The following is an 18,883-nucleotide window of genomic DNA, read 5'->3' as shown; positions in this document are numbered from 1 at the left end:
TAGGATGTTAATGGGTTGTGGATATACGTCTTTGCCCTCCAAAAGTTGGTAGACAGCACAAAGATAAGAAGAATTCGGGACTCGCAAGCACGGTAAAGATTAAAAAATCCCGATACTCACAGAGAGCATCGGGATTTGTACTATAAAATGAATGCAAATGTTATTCTACATTGGTGTCATCGTTGAATGTAGCCACACGGTTGAAGTCAAGTTCCTTGAACAACTTGTTGGTCTCACCCATGCCTACCGTCTTGAGACGATTAGGAGCAATTCTGTACTTGTCTACCAACAGGTTCTTCACATTCTTGGCACGATTTTCTGACAATCTTTGGTTAAGTTCTGTTGGACCTTCGGGTGAAGCATATCCCTTAATGGTGACAGTAGCACTCTTGTGATTCTTCATATAGTTGGCTATCAGCTCTATATTAGGCATCTGCGAACGATCTACAACGCTCTGTCCCTGACGGAACAATACTGTTGGTTGCAGGTTGGTAGCGGTAGCAGGCTTTACATAAGCCTTGCGTTTGTTGCAATCATCAAGTGCTTTTTGCAAGTCAGAAATCTGACGATCTTTGTCGGTGAGCTGTGCATTCTTACCACTCAAGTCGTTACGCAAGCTGTTGATTTGGGCGTTAAGACCGTCAATTTCAGACTGGTCGCGCAGTTTGGCAATGGTAAAGTTATTGGTTCCGTTAGAGTTAGGGAACTTGTAAACGAAACCACAGTTGAGCTGTGTGAATGATTTATTCAAGTTATACTCAATAGGTTGTGTACCATCTCCATTGAGAGCCCATACAATAGCTGGCTCTACATAGAACTGCCAAGCCTTGTTTGAACCCAAATTGAATACAAAGTCGATAGCTGCTTTCGAAGTCAAGTTATCGTGGTTCATTTGGTGGTAAGCCTCTGTATTACCAAAGAGGTGTCCCCATCCATAACCAAAGAGTCCTACAACCTCAAATCCACGTGGCTCTCCAGGATAACCACCAAACCAGTTGCTGAGATTGACAGTACCCAATAAACTGGTATTTAATACTCTGACAGCTGTGCCAGTAGATTCGTAGGGCTTATTTGAGAAGTAAGCATTGCTCTCTGCTGTCAATCCAAATACAGGTGTGAAATAACGACCTAAACGGAGACCCGCATTGGGGTTAAGATTATCCATCCAACTATGACCCGTTGATTTTGTTGCTACACCACCATTAATGCCAATGTAAACATTGTCATACGATTTGCTTTCTGTCACGGTCTGTGCCGAAACAGATGCTGCCACTGCAGCTGCTGTTAAAAGTAATCCTAATCTTTTCATCTTTTAAAAATTAAAGTAAATAATGTGTATATCTTGATTATACTATTTACAAAGTAAAGAAAAAAAACGTAAATAAACAAATAATCAGGAAAATATTTTACATTTCAAGGGATTAAATTGACATACATTCAGAAATTAAGCCCTATTTTAAGTTCTTTTATTCTTTAGTTTTTAGTTAGTTCAAAAAGAATTGGCTTTGTCATATTTTGAGCCTACAGTCATATAAACCAAACTCAAAATCTGACAAAGCCAATGGATAGTCTCCGCTTAATAAGACTAAGCTAGAGCAACGATTATCGGTAATATTCTTTCTTTCCAGCTGCCAAGGTATTCGTCATCAATGAACAAATAGTCATTGGACCTACGCCACCAGGCACTGGGGTGATATAACTACATTTAGGAGCCACTTCATCAAACTTTACATCTCCATTGAGTCGGAAGCCACTTTTGCGTGTACTATCAGGCACGCGTGTGGTGCCTACATCTATCACCACGGCACCTTCTTTAACCATATCGGCTGTCACAAAGTTAGGAACGCCTATTGCTGCAATGATAATATCGGCATCTCTACACTCTTGTTTGATATTTTTCGACTGACTGTGACAAACGGTAACGGTCGCATTACCATACGCTTTCTGCATCATCAACTGTGCCATAGGCTTTCCAACGATGTTGCTTCGTCCAAGAATGACGCATTTTTTCCCGTTTGTATCAATATTGTAATGCTGTAATAATGTCATGATGCCTAACGGAGTGGCAGAGATAAAACAAGGAAGCCCTATGGACATTCTGCCTACATTAATGGGATGAAACCCGTCTACGTCTTTCTTATAGTCCACAGCCATCACAATTTTCTCTTCATTGATATGTTTTGGCAGAGGCAATTGAACAATAAAGCCATCGACATTATCATCATGATTGAGCTTATCTACACACTTCAGCAATTCTTCTTCTGTGACATTTTCCTCATAACGGATAAGCGTAGACTCAAAACCGCATTCCTCGCAAGCCAACACCTTATTTCTTACGTAAGTTTCACTACCTCCATCATGACCTACCAAAACTGCTGCTAAGTGTGGTCTCTTGCCTCCTTTGGCAACCAGTTGTCTTACTTCTTCAGCTATTTTTGCCTTGATAGCAGCAGCTGTTGCTTTTCCGTCAATCTTTTGCATCGTTTTACTATTTATTTCGTTCTTTGTTATGATCACATTTTAGGCATACCCTTCATTCGATTCATCATGCCAGCCATTTTGTTTCCAGTCACCATTTTCATCATTTTACGCGTCTGGTCAAATTGCTTAATTAATCGGTTCACCTCCTGAACATTGGTGCCACTGCCCTTTGCAATGCGCTGTCTGCGAGAGGTATTGAGTATTTCTGGATTCGTTCTCTCCTTGGGAGTCATACTCTTGATGATAGCCTCAATGCCTTTGAAAGCATCGTTATCAATATCAATATCTTTGATTGCCTTCCCAACTCCTGGTATCATGGCAGCCAAATCCTTGATGTTACCCATCTTCTTGATTTGCTCTATCTGCTTGAGGAAGTCGTTGAAATCAAACTTGTTCTTTTGTATTTTCTTCTGCAAGCGTTTCGCTTCTTCTTCATCAAACTGCTCTTGAGCACGCTCTACCAAAGAAATGATGTCGCCCATGCCTAATATTCGGTCTGCCATACGATCAGGGTGGAACACGTCGATGGCATCCATTTTCTCACCAGTTCCTACAAACTTAATGGGTTTGGTAACCACTGTACGAATAGAGAGGGCTGCACCACCTCGCGTATCACCATCCAACTTGGTAAGAACCACACCGTCAAAGTCCAGTCGGTCATTAAACTCTTTGGCGGTATTTACCGCATCCTGACCTGTCATTGAGTCAACAACGAACAAGGTTTCATCAGGATGAATGGCATTTTTGAGTTGAGAGATTTCATTCATCATCTCCTCATCGACAGCCAATCGACCAGCCGTATCGACGATAACGACATCGTTGCCTTTGGCTTTGGCTTGCTGAATGGCTTGCTGTGCAATAGCTACAACATCTTTATTATCAAGCTCGCTGTACACTTCTACACCCACTTGTTCGCCAACAACCTTTAACTGTTCAATGGCAGCAGGACGATATACGTCACATGCTACCAACAGAGGATTCTTCTTTTGCTTCGTCTTTAGCATGTTCGCCAACTTACCTGTAAAGGTTGTCTTACCCGAACCTTGCAAGCCAGACATCAAGATAATGGCGGGTTTGCTATCTAACTGAAGTCCTACAGCTTCACCGCCCATCAGCTCTGCCAACTCATCATGCACTATCTTGACCATCAATTGACCAGGCTTCACAGCCGTTAGCACATTCATACCCAAGGCTTTTTCCTTCACCTTATCGGTAAAGTTCTTTGCTACCTTATAGTTCACATCGGCATCCAACAAAGCTCTACGGACATCTTTCAAAGTCTCTGCAACGTTAATTTCAGAGATTTTTCCCTCACCTTTCAGTATTTTGAATGATCGTTCTAATCTTTCACTTAAATTCTCAAACATAGCTTTATTTATCGTTTTCTGTTATTCCTCTTCATTTCTATGCACAATTCTGCATCCATTTTGTATGACTATTGGAGAGGATGAATTTATTTTCTCTTGGAACAAGCGCTACAAACCACAGGTATCTGTTCCCACTATACGCTACAAAAGTAATACTATTTTTTCATACAACAAGGGAATAAAAATAGAAAAACGCCAAAAGAGGTACACCACAGCCTTTACTTTTGCCAGTTGATACGCATCACTAAGGGCAGATGATCACTAAATCCATTGAGATAACGGGGTCCTTGATAATTGCGACGGGGCTTCACTCCTCCATATTTTTCATCCTTCTCTAACAAGAATGGCGCATCGTGAACATAACATTCTTGTACCAATGCCGCAGAAGACTTATCCAAAAAGATATGGTCTAAACTACCCCACTCGCCCCGAAAGCGATAAGTTGCTTTTGCTCCGTGTGTGCCCTTCGCATTTGCCGACACTTCAACAAGCCCACTTTGAACAAGCCTCAAGATATTCTCATCAGATGAATAATCGTTGAAGTCGCCCATCACCAAGATGCGAGGGCGAGTAGATACTGACCGTATGGAATCAATCGCTTGCAACAAAATATTGCCCACAATTCGTCGATGACTTCGGGTAAAGGTTTCTCCTCCCATCCTACTGGGTGCATGAACTACGAAGACGTGCAACGTATCACCCGTCACAACCCTTCCTTTCGCATACAATACATCTCGTGTAGGGCGCATATCCTTAACAGGATGAATAGGAATGGCATGCCAATCAAGCAATTGGAACGAGAATGGACTATACAACAATGCCACATCAATGCCACGCTCATCGGGCGAATGTGTCATCACATACTCATATCGAGCATGACGTAAAAGCGAACGGCGTGTCAATGCAACGAGGCAACTATCGTTCTCTACCTCGCACAAACCCACCATATCGGGCAGCGACCACTCGTTGGTAGACTCGCCACAAGAAAGAATGGTTTGCCCTATACGGTTTACCTTAGTCCAATAACGATGTGGTGTCCAATGATAATCAGAAGTAGGCAGAAACTGTTCATCATGTTTCAGACTGTCGTGTTGACAATCGAAAAGGTTTTCACAGTTCAGTTCCACCACCGTGAATACACCTAACAACAGGCTCAGCACATACGTCATCGCAACTCCGTTATATGGATTTTCCGAAACGTAAAGGTTGTTTTCGACTACTTAGATACAAACCCGTTAATATCAATGCCGTTCCCACAACAAAATAAACAGTTATCTCCTCGTGTAATATCCATGCTGCAAAGATAATTGTAGTAACAGGGTTCACATACACATAATTAGTAGCCTGCAATGCTCCTAAGCGCAACATCACCCACGTCCACAACCAGAAACAGAGCATAGAAGCGATTGCTCCAAGGAACAAGAGATTGTACAAAATCTTAGGTTGCATCAATGTCTCAATACTGGGAAAGCCAGGTTCGAAAGCATAATAAGGCAACACGGTGAGCAAACCATAAAAAAATACCTTACGGGTAATGAAGGTGGTTGGATATTTCTCATTGGCTTTTTTGAGCAATAGCGAATACACTGCCCAACTGATACAAGCTAACAAAGCCAAAGAATCACCGAGTGGAGAAAGATTAAGCACCAATTGACCGTTGAGAACTACGGCTGCCATTCCCACAAACGAAAAGGCTGTACCAATGATTTGCCACTTGCCAAGCGGTTCACTTCTGAACCATATCCGATGAAGCAGCATGGTAAACAGCGGACACGAACACACAATGAGCGACACGTTCATAGCTGTCGAATAACCCAGCGCCACGTTTTGTGCCAAAAAGAACACCGTTCCGCCTGTCAAACCCAGTCCTGCCATCAGCAATTCATCTTTCCATGTACGTGCAAAAATATGCTTATGAAAAAACAATAACATCAGCACATAGGCTATTAAGAAACGCAATGTGTACACTTCTGCTGGTGAAATGCCACTTTGTATCAATACTTTGGTGGATATGAAAGTAGACCCCCATATCGCTACCGTTAGGAAAGCAACAACGTGATAGAACCACATGATATAAATATATTTAAGCTTTTAAGTTAATTTGCGATACAAAGTTACTACAAAAAAGTGAAATGCGGAAAGATATAGTGATAGAATTGAGTTACAAGGGTTTTAGTTGAAGTGGCGATAATTCGTGAAGCCATTACAATCCCTGCCGAAGCCAAATCCTGACGCCGCAACGTTACTTGTTCGTAACCATGCCCGAAAATGCGACAAACGGGCACGGAGGGCGAAACAAGACACTAAGGAATAGTGAGTTACCGACAACTCACGCGAAAAATCCGGTTACGGAAAAAGATTGCGCCGTTCCTCTCCGTTTTGCGTACCGACACCGGACTCTTCACCAACTAATTTTGAAACCAAAAAATTAAGGACGATGAAGAGTACATTTTCAGTAATCTATTACCTCAAGCGTCAGGTAGTGAAAAAGGACGGGACAGTACCCGTCATGGGACGCATCACGGTGGACGGCAGCCAGACGCAGTTCAGCTGCAAGCTGACAGTCGATCCGAAACTGTGGGACACCAAAGGTGGACGTGTCACAGGCAGAAGCGCGGCGGCACTCGAAACGAACCGTATGCTTGACAAGATGCGGGTGCGCATCAATAGGCACTATCAGGAAATCATGGAACGTGACAACTTCGTCACGGCTGAGAAGGTGAAGAACGCTTTTCTCGGACTGGAACACCGCTACCACACGCTGATGCAGGTGTACCGTCGTCACAATGAGGACTATGAGAAACAGGTGGAAGCAGGCATGAAAGCAAAAGGTACACTGGAAAAGTACCGTATCGTTTACAAGCACCTGCAAGAGTTCCTCGACATCCGCTACCATGTGAAGGACATCGCACTGAAAGAGCTTACCCCCGCTTTCATCTCCGACTTCGAGATGTTCCTGCGCACGGACAAACACTGCTGCACCAATACCGTGTGGCTGTACGTCTGCCCGCTACGGACGATGGTGTTCATCGCCATCAACAACGAGTGGCTGACACGCGACCCGTTCCGCGAGTATGAAATCAAGAAGGAGGAAACAACACGCAGTTTTCTGACCAAAGAGGAAATACGCCTGCTGATGGACGGGAAACTGAAAAACGCCAAACAGGAACTGTACCGTGACCTCTACCTGTTCTGCGCTTTCACCGGGTTGTCGTTCTCGGATATGCGCAACCTCACGGAAGAGAATATCCGCACCTACTTCGACGAACACGAGTGGATAAACATCAACCGCCAGAAAACGGGCGTGGTGTCCAACATCCGCCTGCTTGACATCGCCAACCGCATAATCGGCAAATACCGTGGGCTGTGCGAGAACGGCAAGATATTCCCCGTCCCGCATTATAACACGTGCCTTGCCGGTATCCGTGCCGTCGCCAAGCGTTGCGGCATCACCAAGCATATCACGTGGCATCAGAGCCGCCACACGGCAGCCACGACGGTATTTCTCTCTAATGGCGTACCTATCGAAACCGTCAGCTCCATGCTCGGACACAAGAGCATAAAGACGACGCAGATTTACGCGAAGATAACCAAAGAAAAACTCAATCAGGACATGAAGAACCTTGCCGCAAGGTTGAACAGTGTTGAGGAATTTGCAGGTTGCACCATCTAAAAAAGAGAAGCCATGAAACGTGACATAATCATCATAGAGGACAAGGCGGTCAGCGTAACCGGTAACGACGTGTGGATGACCGCCACCGAAATCGCCGGACTGTTCCATACGACCGTCCCGGCAGTGAACGCCGCCATCAAAGCCATCCGCAAGTCGGACGTGCTTAACGACTACGAGGTGTGCCGCTACATGCAACTTGAAAACGGACTGTACGCAGATGTGTACGCGCTTGAAATCATCATCCCCGTCGCCTTCCGGCTGAACACCTACAACACCCACCTGTTCCGCACATGGCTGGTGGGAAAAGCTCTCGCCAAAGAGAAACGGCAGGCATACGTGATGTTCATACAGAACGGAAAAGCCGGGTACTGCTGATTGCGCATACCACATAAGACAAGGAAACGGGCAGCACCACAAAAAGTGTCGCCCGTTTCCTTTTTTCTTGCCAACCGCGCTCACTCCAGCGGCTTGCGGTAATTTGCTTCCAGCACTTCACGCAGCCCCGTTTCCGGGTAAAGCACCTTCCCTCCCAAAAGTATGAAGGGCAACACGCGGTTGTTGCGGTATTCCTGCAATGTGCGTCGGCTTACGCGGAGCAGTTCCGCCACCTCGCCGTCCGTCAGGTAACGTTCCCCGTCCAGCAGAGGACGGTAACTTTCCAGAAAGGCGGACAGCCATTTCGAGCCTTTGCGCATATCCTGCACCACAGAGGCTATCGGCTCGTCTTCCATCGTAAAAACATCGTTGTTCTCGTTCATCATAACTTCGGATTCAGTGGGTGAATAAATCAAATCATCTGCCGTGCGGATAGAGCGTGCCGATAAGCGGTATCAGCCGCTTCACCTCCTCCGGCTTGTAATAAAACCTGCGGTTTATCTGCGAGTAGCCGATAAGCCGCCTGTCGCGCAGCGTCTGCAACGTGCGCGAACTTATTCTCAACTGCCTACAGACTTCCTCGCCCGTGAGCCATCTTTCCATGCGCCTCGTGTCGCTTTTGCGCCTCAGGGCGGCGACCTTCTCCGAGAGTGCGCCGAATGCCGCCACCATCATCTCGAAAGTCTTTTTCTCGATAGATACTATTTCCATATTCATGCAATTATCGGTTTGCCCGCAAAGGTAACGGTACGGTCCTGAACACGTGCCGTTTTCCGCTGAAAGGCTGCCTGTTGCGCCGTTTGACCGGGTTACGGAGCCATCTTCCGTAAAAATCTTACGTGAGTCACGTAGTGAGTTGTTAAAGCCCCTTTTGTTTATTGCCGATTTTTGCTGCAGAAACAAAAAGAAAGGACTGAATATGAAAGTGATAACGATGGAAAGTTCTGCCTTCCGGTCATTGACGGAACAGATAGCGGAGATTGCGGCACACGTCCGTGCCGCCTCCGGCGACAAGAAAGCGGCATCGCCCGACAGGTTGCTCACCACACGCGAGGCGGCGCACCTGCTTAACGTGAGTACCCGCACCCTCCAGCGTATGCGCAGCGAGCAACGCATCGGTTATGTCGTGCTTCGCGGTAAATGCCGCTACCGGCAGTCGGAAATAGACCGCCTGCTTGAAGCGTGTGCCGTCAACGAGGACGCGGCGACACCGCAGGAATTGAAACGCAACCACACGCTGCGCACTGGCGGCAAACCAAAAGGAAGGAGGACATAGGTCATGGAACTGCTCACACGAAACAACTTCGAGGGCTGGATGCAGAAGCTGATGGAACGGCTCGACCGTCAGGACGAACTGCTGCTGGCGATGAAGGCTGAGGGGAAACAGCCTACTATCACGGAAAGCATCCGCCTTTTCGACAATCAGGATTTGTGCATGCTGCTCCAGATAAGCAAGCGCACACTGCAACGCTACCGCAGTGTCGGCGCATTGCCCTACAAGACACTGGGCAAGAAAACCTATTACAGCGAGGAGGATGTGCTGACATTCCTTTCCAACCATATCAAGGACTTCAAAAAAGAAGATATAGCCTTCTACAAGGCTCGTATCCATAATTTCTTTCATAAATAACCCATTAAAACATTTTTCAAATGGCAAAGAAAAAAGACGAAAAGGACGTGCTGGTAGTCCGTGACGAGAAGACGGGCGAGATCAGCGTGGTAGCCGGGCTGAATGCAGACGACACACCCAAGCGTACCCCTGCGAAAGCTGAGAACGCGCAGAGTTTCCTGCAATTCGACCGACACGGCGACGTGCTGGACAACTTCTTCAAGAACTTCTTCCGGCAGTGCAAGGAACCCAGCCGCTTCGGTTTCTACCGCATCGCGGCAGACCAAGTGGATTCCATGCTTGGCGTGATGAAAGACCTGCTTCAGCATCCGTACCAGAACAAACAAATCCTTGCACCGCACAAAATCGACACCTTCCCTTATCAACAGCAGGTGCAGGAAGAGATGGCGGCACAAAAGACAGAGAAACAAGAACCTCAAAAACAGGAAAACATGGAACAACAGAAAGAACAGCAGGAAAGCCCGCAACAGACGCAGGGCAGACAGGGCTACCAACCCATCAACGAGAGCAAAATCAACTGGCAGGAGCTGGAGGACAGATGGGGCGTGAAGCGTGACGACCTTGAAAAGTCCGGAGACCTTACGAAGATGCTCCACTACGGCAAGTCCGACTTGGTAAAGGTCAAGCCCACCTTCGGCGGCGAATCATTCGAGCTGGACGCCCGCCTCTCCTTCAAGAAGGACGGCGAGGGAAATGTCAGCCTCGTGCCGCACTTCATCCGCAAGGAGCAGAAGTTAGATGAGTACAAGGAACACAAATTCTCCGACGATGACCGGAAGAACCTGCGCGAAACGGGCAACCTCGGCAGGGTCGTGGACATTGTGGACAGGGAAACGGGCGAAATCATCCCCTCCTACATCAGCATCGACCGCAAGACGAATGAAATCACGGACATTCCGGCAAACAAGGTGCGCATCCCGGAGCGCATCGGCAAGACGGAAATCACCAAACAGGAGCAGGACATGCTCCGCGCCGGACTGCCCGTGCGCGACAAGCTCATCGAGCGCAACGACGGCAGGAAGTTCGTCACCACCCTTCAAGTGAACGTGGAGCAGCGCGGCGTGGAGTTCGTGCCGGGAACCGGAAGGTCGCCCCGTACCGCACAGACGCAGGAAGCCAAAGGTGACACCTCGAAAAGTCAGGCGCAAGGCGGGGAAAATGCCGCACAGACCAAGAAGGAGCAACGCCGCAACACGTGGATGAACGAGGACGGCAGCATCCGCCCCATCAGCAAATGGAGCGGCGTGAACTTCACCGACAAGCAGAAAGCCGACTACGTGGCGGGTAAAGCCGTGAAACTGGAGAACGTGACCGACAAGCAGGGCTTCCATGCCACGATGTATATCAAGTTCAACCCGGAGAAGGGCCGCCCGTACCGCTACGAAACGAACCCCGACAACGCCCAGCAGGTCGCCCCGTCCAACGAGAGCCGCACACAGGTGGCGGTGAACAACGAGGGCAAAACCAACGAGGCGACAAAGAACCTGAAAGAGCCTTTGCAGAAAGGTCAGACCGCCCCAAAGGACGACCGCCAGCAACAGCAGCAGGAGAAGCCGAAAAAGAAGAACAACAAAGGCATGAAAATGTAATCCCGTGTCCGCCACTGAATCCAAAATAAAATCCAAAGTATCAACAAAAAAGCAAGAAAACATGAAGACAATCATTGCAGAAAAGCCCTCCGTGGCACGTGAAATCGCCCGCATCGTGGGCGCGACAAAGAGAGAGGAAGGATATTTCGAGGGAGGCGGCTATGCCGTGACATGGGCATTCGGACACCTTGTCCAGCTCGCCATGCCCGATGGCTACGGCGTGCGCGGTTTCGTCCGTGACAACCTCCCGATTATCCCCGACACCTTCACGCTCGTCCCCCGTCAGGTCAGGACGGAGAAAGGCTACAAGCCCGATAGCGGCGTGGTGTCGCAGATAAAAACAATCAAAAGGCTGTTCGGCACCAGCGACCAAATCATCGTGGCAACCGATGCCGGACGCGAGGGTGAACTTATCTTCCGCTACCTCTACCACTACACGGGCAGTACCACTCCTTTCGTGCGCCTGTGGATAAGCTCGCTCACCGACAAGGCTATCCGCGAGGGATTGCGCAACCTCGAAGACGGCGGCAAGTATGACAACCTATACCTCGCCGCCAAAGCGCGAAGCGAATCCGACTGGCTCGTGGGCATCAACGGCACGCAGGCTCTCTCCATCGCCGCCGGACACGGCACATACTCCGTGGGGCGGGTGCAGACACCAACGTTGGCTATGGTATGTGAACGCTACTGGGAGAACCGCCGCTTCACGCCCGAAGCCTTCTGGCAACTCCATATCGCAACGGACGGTTGCGACGGCAAGGTCGTGAAATTCTCATCCTCTGAAAAATGGAAGTCGAAAGAACCGGCAACGGAGCTATATAATAAGGTAAAGGCGGCAGGCTTCGCAACGGTAACGAAAGCCGAGCGCAAGGAGAAAACGGAGGATACCCCGTTGCTGTACGACCTGACCACGCTTCAGAAAGAAGCCAACGCCAAGCACGGCTTCACGGCGGAGCAGACGCTTGAAATCGCGCAGAAGCTCTACGAGAAGAAGCTGATAACCTATCCGAGAACGGGTAGCCGCTACATCCCCGAAGACGTGTTTGCCGAAATTCCCAAACTGCTCGCTTTCATCGGCACACAGCACGAATGGAAAGACAAGGTGCGGGCAAAAGCCATCCCGACACGCCGCAGCGTAGACGGCGGCAAGGTGACAGACCACCATGCCCTACTCGTCACGGGTGAGAAACCGCTCTTCCTCTCCAAAGAGGACAATACCATCTATCAGATGATTGCCGGGCGCATGGTCGAGGCATTCTCTGAAAAATGCGTCAAGGACGTGACCGCTGTCATGGCGGAATGTGCCGGAGTGGAGTTTACCGTGAAAGGCAGCGTCATCAGGCAAGCCGGATGGCGTGCTGTCTATGGCGAGGAAAACAAGGAGGAAACCACCATTCCCGGCTGGCAGGAAGGCGACACGCTGACACTGAAAGCCTCTTCCATCACAGAAGGGAAGACCAAGCCCAAGCCGCTACATACCGAAGCCACCCTGCTGTCCGCAATGGAAACGGCGGGCAAGGAAATCGAGGATGACGCACTGCGGCAGGCGATGAAGGACTGCGGCATCGGTACTCCCGCCACACGCGCCTCCATCATCGAAACGCTCTTCAAGCGCGATTACATGGAACGCTGCAAGAAATTGCTTGTCCCCACCGAAAAGGGGCTTGCACTCAATTCCGTGGTGAAGACGATGCGCATCGCCGATGTCGCCATGACAGGCGAATGGGAGAAGGAACTGGCACGCATCGAGCGTGGGGAGCTGTCCGCCGATACCTTCCGCAAAAAGATAGAGGCGTACACGCGGGAGATTACCTCCGAACTGCTCTCATGCGACAAACTCTTCGGCAGCCGCGATTCCGGTTGCGCGTGTCCCAAGTGCGGCACGGGCAGGATGCGGTTCTACGGCAAGGTGGTACGCTGCGACAACACGGAGTGCGGGCTTCCCGTGTTCCGGCTGAAAGCGGGACGCACCCTGTCCGACGATGAAATCAAAGACCTGCTCACCGAAGGGCATACCCAGCTGCTCAAAGGCTTCAAGAGCAAACAGGGCAAGAGCTTCGATGCCGTCGTCGCCTTTGACGGGGAATATAACACGACGTTCGTGTTCCCGGAGGCTAAAAAGGGCAAGAAATTTTCAGGACGGAAGAAATAGTATTAACTTTGCCACTTGTTCAGAGTAATGAATTGTTCTTCGATACCGGATTACACTCATACTTTGGATTTAGTGGCGGCACTCGGAGGGATACCGAGTGCCTTTTTCTTCCTTTTTTCCAACCGATTATCCCGTTAAATATCAATCCACTAAACTCCAAAGTAATGAACAACAAGAAGAACAACGAAGGGCAGTCCGACTTTTCCTATTACGGTCTGTACCTGATGGACTACCTCCGCACGAACAAGTTTGAACAGGCTACCGACACCGCTTTCATACGGGAACGCGCCGATCGTGCCGCCGAAACGTATGAAAAGGCGCGGATTGAAGGCTATCCCACCGACGGTGCGCAGGAACTGGCGATGGAAACACTGCTGCGCGGGTTGCACTATTCCCGGTACGCCATGCTCCACGAAGTCGTGGAGAACGAGTTTGCCAACGAAGTGCCGGAAGAGAAACAAGAAGCCTTTATCCATAAACTCCTGCCGCTTGTCGGCAACGTGTTCTCCGTCTATGACCTTTCGGACGACAACTTCGCCCTGTCTTCCGATTACGACCTGCTCTATACGGAGCTGACGGGGGCAACCGTCCTTTACATCGGGGAATATGGCGTTTAACCGCAAACAGAAACTACGGGACAACATCGAGGCGATACGGACGGCATTCATCCTTGACAGGGAACAGAGAGCGGCGACAACCGAAGAGCGTGCCATACTTCAAAGGTACTGCGGTTTCGGCGGTCTGAAATGTATCCTGAACCCTGCCAAGGAACTGACGGATGCCGTCCGGTGGGCGAAATCCGACCTCGAACTGTTCGCCCCGACGGTGGAGTTGCACAGGCTCATCCGTGAGAACAGCAAGGACGAAACGGAATACAAGCGGTTTGTGGATTCGCTGAAAGCATCCGTGCTGACCGCTTTCTACACCCCAAAAGAGATAACTGACACCCTCGCGGACATGCTGGCGGATTACAGCGTCCGCCCCGCCCGTATGCTCGAACCGTCGGCAGGTGTAGGCGTGTTCGTGGATTCCGTGCTGCGGCACAGCCCCGATGCGGATGTGATGGCTTTCGAGAAGGATCTGCTCACGGGGACAATCCTGCGGCATCTATATCCAGACCATAAAATGCGCACCTGCGGTTTTGAGAAAATTGAAAAGCCTTTCAACAATTATTTCGACTTGGCGGTATCTAACATCCCGTTCGGTGACATCGCCGTGTTCGACGCGGAGTTTCAGCGTAGCGATTCCTTCGGCAGACGCTCCGCCCAGAACGCCATACACAACTATTTTTTCCTCAAAGGGCTTGATACCGTGCGTGACGGCGGTATCGTGGCGTTTATCACCTCGCAGGGGGTATTGAACAGCACCAAGACCTCCGTGCGTAACGAACTTTTCCGGCAGGCTAATCTGGTATCCGCGGTACGCCTGCCCAACAACCTGTTCACGGACAACGCGGGCACGGAGGTGGGCAGCGACCTGATTGTCCTGCAAAAGCACCTGAACAAGAAGGAAATGTCGCAGGACGAACGGCTGATGACCGTGATACAGACGGATACGAAAACCGACCTGACGGACAACGCCTATTTCATCCACCACCCGGAACGCATCGTGCATACGACGGCGAAACTTGACACCGACCCCTACGGGAAACCCGCTATGGTCTATCTGCACGAGGGCAAGACCGCAGGCATATCCGGGGACTTGCGCCGTATGCTTGACGAGGATTTCCATTACAGGCTCGCCATGCGTCTGTATTCGGGAACAATCCGGCAGTCGGGAACGGAAGAAAAAGTTACCGTTCAAAAGGAGGTAGAGCGTCCTGCTATAAAATTGGAAACGGTATCTTCGGCGCAGACGGTGGAAACTCCGACAGAAAAGCCGCAACCCGTTGAGGAAAAACCGGAGATAGAGCCACGTCCGAAATATTCTGACGGTGTGCAGCTATCCTTGCTCGACCTCTGGGGGATGACGGAAGAAGTCAGTCAACAACCGAAAACCGCCAAAAAGAAAAAGGAGGCGAAAAAGGAAAGCCCGACAAGGCGCATTCTACCCAAGCCACAGGTGCATGTCACACAAAATGTTACGGCTGTGCCGACGGCTACCACCCCTAAGACTGTAACAGAGAACAAGGAGGCTAAAACGGAGAACACCGCCAAGCCTGCCGACCCGGACGACATCTATGCCACGTTGGACTGGGATACCAATCCTCCCATCAACGGCTTCTACGAGATGATGATGGATTTGACGCCGGAACGCAGGAAGGAACTTCGGGAACTGGCAAGGCAGCATAACGAGAAACAAGCGGCGGCGGAAAAGATGGAAGTGAAAGCCGTGCCGGACACTCCCCGTGAGCAACCACGGCAGGAGGAAACACAGCCGGAAGCAGTCACCGCACCTGCCGTTACAGATACCCCACCGGAAGCGGTGGCGACCTCCCTTTTCCCCGACATCGAAGCGGAGAAGCCGAAGGAAGAAGTCGTGGACCTTTCGCCGCGTGCCTACCACCGCACGCCGGAGATGCACCTGCGCGAAGGGTCGCTGGTGGCTGACAGGGGGCGTCATAACATCGGCTACCTGAAGGACATCACGCCATACGGGGCGACATTCCAGCCGCTCGACCTGAAAGGCTACCAGAAGGAGAAGGCGTTACAGTATGTTTTACTCCGTGACGCCTACGAGCGGCTGTACCGCTATGAATCGAACCTGCATGAAGCAAATGTCCCGTGGCGAGAGCATCTAAACACCTGTTACGATGAGTTTGTCATGCGCTACGGCAACCTCAACGCCAAGCAGAACGTGAAGTTAGTGATGATGGACGCGGGCGGGCGTGACATCCTTTCGCTGGAACGGGCGGAGAACGGGAAGTTTGTCAAGGCGGACATCTTCGAGCGTCCCGTTTCCTTCTCCGTGGAGAGCCATGCCAACGTCGGCTCACCCGAAGAAGCACTGTCCGCGTCGCTCAACAAGTTCGGCACTGTCGATCTCGACTATATGCGGGAGATAACCGACAGTACGGCGGAGGATTTGCTCACAGCCCTGCAAGGGCGCATCTATTACAATCCGCTCGTAACCGGTTACGAGATTAAGGACCGCTTTATTGCCGGAAACGTGATAGAGAAAGCGGAACGCATAGAGGCTTGGATGGGCGAAAACCCCGAAAGTGAACGTATGCCGGAGGTGAAGCAGGCGTTGGAGGCTCTGAAAGATGCCGAACCGCCGCGCATCGCTTTTGAAGACCTTGATTTCAATTTCGGGGAACGCTGGATTCCGACGGGTGTCTATGCCGCCTACATGAGCCGGCTGTTCGACACGGAGGTGAAAATCGCCTACTCCGCCAGCATGGACGAGTTTTCGGTGGCGTGCGGCTACCGCACCATGAAAATCACGGACGAGTTTCTGGTGAAGGGGTATTACCGTAACTATGACGGCATGCACCTTCTGAAACACGCCCTGCACAACACCTGTCCCGACATGATGAAGTCCATCGGCAGGGACGAGCATGGCAACGACATCAAGGTGCGCGACAGCGAGGGAATACAGCTCGCCAACGCCAAGATTGACGAGATACGAAACGGCTTCTCCGAATGGCTCGAAGAGCAGTCGCCACAGTTCAAGGAGCGGCTGACGACGATGTATAACCGCAAGTTCAACTGTTTCGTGCGCCCGAAGTATGACGGCTCGCATCAGACTTTTCCCGACCTCAATCTGAAAGGGCTGGCAAGCCGGGGCATCAGGAGCGTCTATCCCTCGCAGATGGATTGCGTCTGGATGCTGAAACAGAACGGCGGCGGAATTTGTGACCACGAGGTTGGAACCGGCAAGACGCTGATAATGTGCATCGCCGCGCATGAAATGAAGCGTCTGAACTTGGCGCACAAGCCGATGATTATCGGGCTGAAAGCCAATGTTGCGGAGATTGCCGCCACCTATCAAGCGGCATATCCCAACGCGAGGATTCTGTACGCTTCGGAGAAAGACTTTTCGACCGCCAACTGCGTGCGTTTCTTCAACAATATCAAGAACAACGACTACGATTGTGTCATCATGTCGCACGACCAGTTCGGCAAGATACCGCAGTCGCCGGAGTTGCAGCAGCGCATCCTGCAAGCGGAGCTTGACACGGTGGAGGAAAACCTCGAAGTGCTGCGCCAGCAGGGAAAGAACGTGTCGCGGGCGATGCTGAAAGGATTGGAGAAGCGCAAGCACAACCTTGAAGCGAAGCTGGAGAAGGTGGAACACGCCATAAAGTCACGCACGGACGACGTGGTGGATTTCAAGCAGATGGGCATCGACCACATCTTCATAGATGAGAGCCACCAGTTCAAAAATCTGACTTTCAATACACGACACGACCGTGTGGCGGGGCTGGGAAACAGCGAGGGAAGCCAGAAGGCGTTGAACATGCTCTTTGCCATACGCACCATACAGGAGCGCACGGGCAAAGATTTGGGAGCTACGTTCCTCTCCGGCACGACCATCAGCAACTCGCTGACTGAATTGTATCTGCTGTTCAAGTACCTGCGCCCGAAGGAGCTGGAACGGCAGGATATCCGGTGTTTCGACGCTTGGGCGGCGATATTCGCCAAGAAGACGACGGATTTTGAGTTCAACGTGACGAACAACGTGGTGCAGAAGGAGCGTTTCCGATACTTCATCAAAGTGCCGGAGCTTGCCGCCTTCTATAATGAAGTATGGGAGTAGAAAGCAGAAAATGGCATAAAAGTCATATCTGACTGAAATACAGCGGATATTGCTTGTTTCTTCTTAGGGTTGCATCATAGNAAACAGGCAGAAAAGGGAGCGAAAAGGAGGGAGTTCAGTTACCAAATCGTTCGANAAACGATGAAAGGAAAAGGACGGCTGAAAGTGGTAACTAAAACGGNGTTTTCTCTTTCATTATCANTGTTTTGCATCGNTCAAAGTTCCTCAAAGAAGTGTAATTTTGCAAGNAAAAAACAATGGAAAAAGAAAAATTCAAGCTGCTTTTCTACCTCAAGAGAGGTACGCAGGACAAAAACGGAAAAAGTCCCATCATGGGACGCATCAGCGCAGGACGCTCTATGGTACANTTNAGTTGCAAATGCTCGTGTACTCCTCGTTTGTGGGACAGTCGCAAAAACCGACTGCTGGGCAAGAGTGCCGAAGCCGTATCGGTAAACAAGGAACTTGACCGCCTNCANGTGAGCATACACAAGGTTTATGAGTCTCTTTCGGGTAAATCCGATGCTCCCATCACGGCAGAGCGAGTACGGGAGCTTGTATTCGGACTGAACAGTGAGTCACAAGGACTGCTNTATCATACNGACGAGTATATCGACCGCTTCCGTGAGCGTGTGGGCATAGACCGCAGCGAACGCAGACTAAAATGCCTGTTGCTCTTTCACAAGCATCTGGCAAACTTCGTCAGGTATCGCTACCGTGTGGAGGATATTCCCGTGCAGAAAGCCGACATCGCCTTTATCAAAGACTTGGAGGACTACTTCGCCAAAGAAAAGGGATTCAAGCTCAACACTTCGGCTGGNTATCTCTCCATGCTGGCTTCCTTGCTCAAAGACCTGNATAAACGGCACATCATTGACACCTATCCCTTCATCAACCATTCCATTCGTTGGGAAG

The 18,883-nt window shown here is 50.2% G+C and carries 15 protein-coding genes and 1 pseudogene; 9 read left to right on the top strand and 7 right to left on the bottom strand.

What is annotated here, in order from left to right; all coding sequences use genetic code 11:
* Positions 1–160: 160 nt before the first annotated feature.
* The 5 genes from HMPREF9304_RS13520 to HMPREF9304_RS13500 form a co-directional block, all read right to left on the bottom strand.
* On the bottom strand, positions 161–1,309 hold the full coding sequence (locus tag HMPREF9304_RS13520; RefSeq protein ID WP_008126135.1) for an OmpA family protein: 1,149 nt from the start codon (positions 1,307–1,309) through the stop codon (positions 161–163).
* A gap of 293 nt (positions 1,310–1,602) precedes the next feature.
* Positions 1,603–2,481, bottom strand: a complete 879-nt coding sequence (gene folD, locus HMPREF9304_RS13515; RefSeq protein ID WP_036930134.1) for a bifunctional methylenetetrahydrofolate dehydrogenase/methenyltetrahydrofolate cyclohydrolase FolD — start codon at positions 2,479–2,481, stop codon at positions 1,603–1,605.
* A gap of 32 nt (positions 2,482–2,513) precedes the next feature.
* Positions 2,514–3,848: a signal recognition particle protein gene (ffh, locus tag HMPREF9304_RS13510; protein ID WP_036930058.1), complete on the bottom strand. Its 1,335-nt coding sequence runs from the start codon at positions 3,846–3,848 to the stop codon at positions 2,514–2,516.
* A gap of 218 nt (positions 3,849–4,066) precedes the next feature.
* Positions 4,067–5,017: an endonuclease/exonuclease/phosphatase family protein gene (locus HMPREF9304_RS13505; RefSeq protein ID WP_036930057.1), complete on the bottom strand. Its 951-nt coding sequence runs from the start codon at positions 5,015–5,017 to the stop codon at positions 4,067–4,069.
* 10 nt (positions 5,018–5,027) lie between these two features.
* Complete coding sequence (locus HMPREF9304_RS13500) at positions 5,028–5,918, bottom strand: DMT family transporter (protein ID WP_036930055.1); 891 nt, start codon at positions 5,916–5,918, stop codon at positions 5,028–5,030.
* A gap of 367 nt (positions 5,919–6,285) precedes the next feature.
* Between HMPREF9304_RS13500 and HMPREF9304_RS13495 the strand changes: the two genes are divergently transcribed.
* Together HMPREF9304_RS13495 and HMPREF9304_RS13490 are read left to right on the top strand one after the other, a co-directional pair.
* Positions 6,286–7,521, top strand: a complete 1,236-nt coding sequence (locus HMPREF9304_RS13495; protein WP_004348478.1) for a site-specific integrase — start codon at positions 6,286–6,288, stop codon at positions 7,519–7,521.
* Between the two features lie 12 nt (positions 7,522–7,533).
* Positions 7,534–7,896, top strand: coding sequence for a hypothetical protein (locus tag HMPREF9304_RS13490; RefSeq protein WP_004348477.1), 363 nt, complete (start codon positions 7,534–7,536; stop codon positions 7,894–7,896).
* 80 nt (positions 7,897–7,976) lie between these two features.
* Here the strand turns inward: HMPREF9304_RS13490 and HMPREF9304_RS13485 are convergent, their stop codons facing one another.
* Both HMPREF9304_RS13485 and HMPREF9304_RS13480 read right to left on the bottom strand, forming a co-directional pair.
* Positions 7,977–8,282 (bottom strand): helix-turn-helix domain-containing protein, encoded by a 306-nt coding sequence (locus HMPREF9304_RS13485; RefSeq protein WP_004348476.1) that lies wholly within the window; start codon positions 8,280–8,282, stop codon positions 7,977–7,979.
* A 31-nt stretch (positions 8,283–8,313) separates the two neighbouring features.
* On the bottom strand, positions 8,314–8,613 hold the full coding sequence (locus HMPREF9304_RS13480; protein ID WP_004348475.1) for a helix-turn-helix domain-containing protein: 300 nt from the start codon (positions 8,611–8,613) through the stop codon (positions 8,314–8,316).
* A 202-nt stretch (positions 8,614–8,815) separates the two neighbouring features.
* On the opposite strand from HMPREF9304_RS13480, the gene HMPREF9304_RS13475 reads away from it, so the two are divergent.
* From HMPREF9304_RS13475 to HMPREF9304_RS13445, 7 genes and pseudogenes are all read left to right on the top strand, one after another.
* Positions 8,816–9,172, top strand: coding sequence for a helix-turn-helix domain-containing protein (locus tag HMPREF9304_RS13475; protein WP_002561004.1), 357 nt, complete (start codon positions 8,816–8,818; stop codon positions 9,170–9,172).
* Positions 9,173–9,175: 3 nt separating this feature from the next.
* Positions 9,176–9,526: a helix-turn-helix domain-containing protein gene (locus HMPREF9304_RS13470; protein ID WP_004291454.1), complete on the top strand. Its 351-nt coding sequence runs from the start codon at positions 9,176–9,178 to the stop codon at positions 9,524–9,526.
* Between the two features lie 20 nt (positions 9,527–9,546).
* Positions 9,547–11,115: a DUF3945 domain-containing protein gene (locus tag HMPREF9304_RS13465; RefSeq protein ID WP_002561002.1), complete on the top strand. Its 1,569-nt coding sequence runs from the start codon at positions 9,547–9,549 to the stop codon at positions 11,113–11,115.
* Between the two features lie 61 nt (positions 11,116–11,176).
* On the top strand, positions 11,177–13,267 hold the full coding sequence (locus HMPREF9304_RS13460; RefSeq protein WP_036930050.1) for a type IA DNA topoisomerase: 2,091 nt from the start codon (positions 11,177–11,179) through the stop codon (positions 13,265–13,267).
* 164 nt (positions 13,268–13,431) lie between these two features.
* Positions 13,432–13,884, top strand: coding sequence for a DUF1896 domain-containing protein (locus HMPREF9304_RS13455; protein WP_004371702.1), 453 nt, complete (start codon positions 13,432–13,434; stop codon positions 13,882–13,884).
* A pseudogene (locus HMPREF9304_RS13450) lies at positions 13,874–17,959 on the top strand (helicase-like domain-containing protein); the annotation flags it as partial. The gene HMPREF9304_RS13455 and the pseudogene HMPREF9304_RS13450, both read left to right, overlap by 11 nt.
* A gap of 266 nt (positions 17,960–18,225) precedes the next feature.
* Positions 18,226–18,883: phage integrase SAM-like domain-containing protein (locus HMPREF9304_RS13445; RefSeq protein ID WP_036928221.1), on the top strand; the 658-nt coding region annotated here is incomplete at its 3' end.

This window comes from Hoylesella timonensis S9-PR14, from assembly GCF_000762405.1.
GTDB lineage: Bacteria > Bacteroidota > Bacteroidia > Bacteroidales > Bacteroidaceae > Prevotella > Prevotella timonensis_A.
Note: the sequence above shows the minus strand (reverse complement) of the source record. Positions and strands in the feature narration are given on the sequence as shown.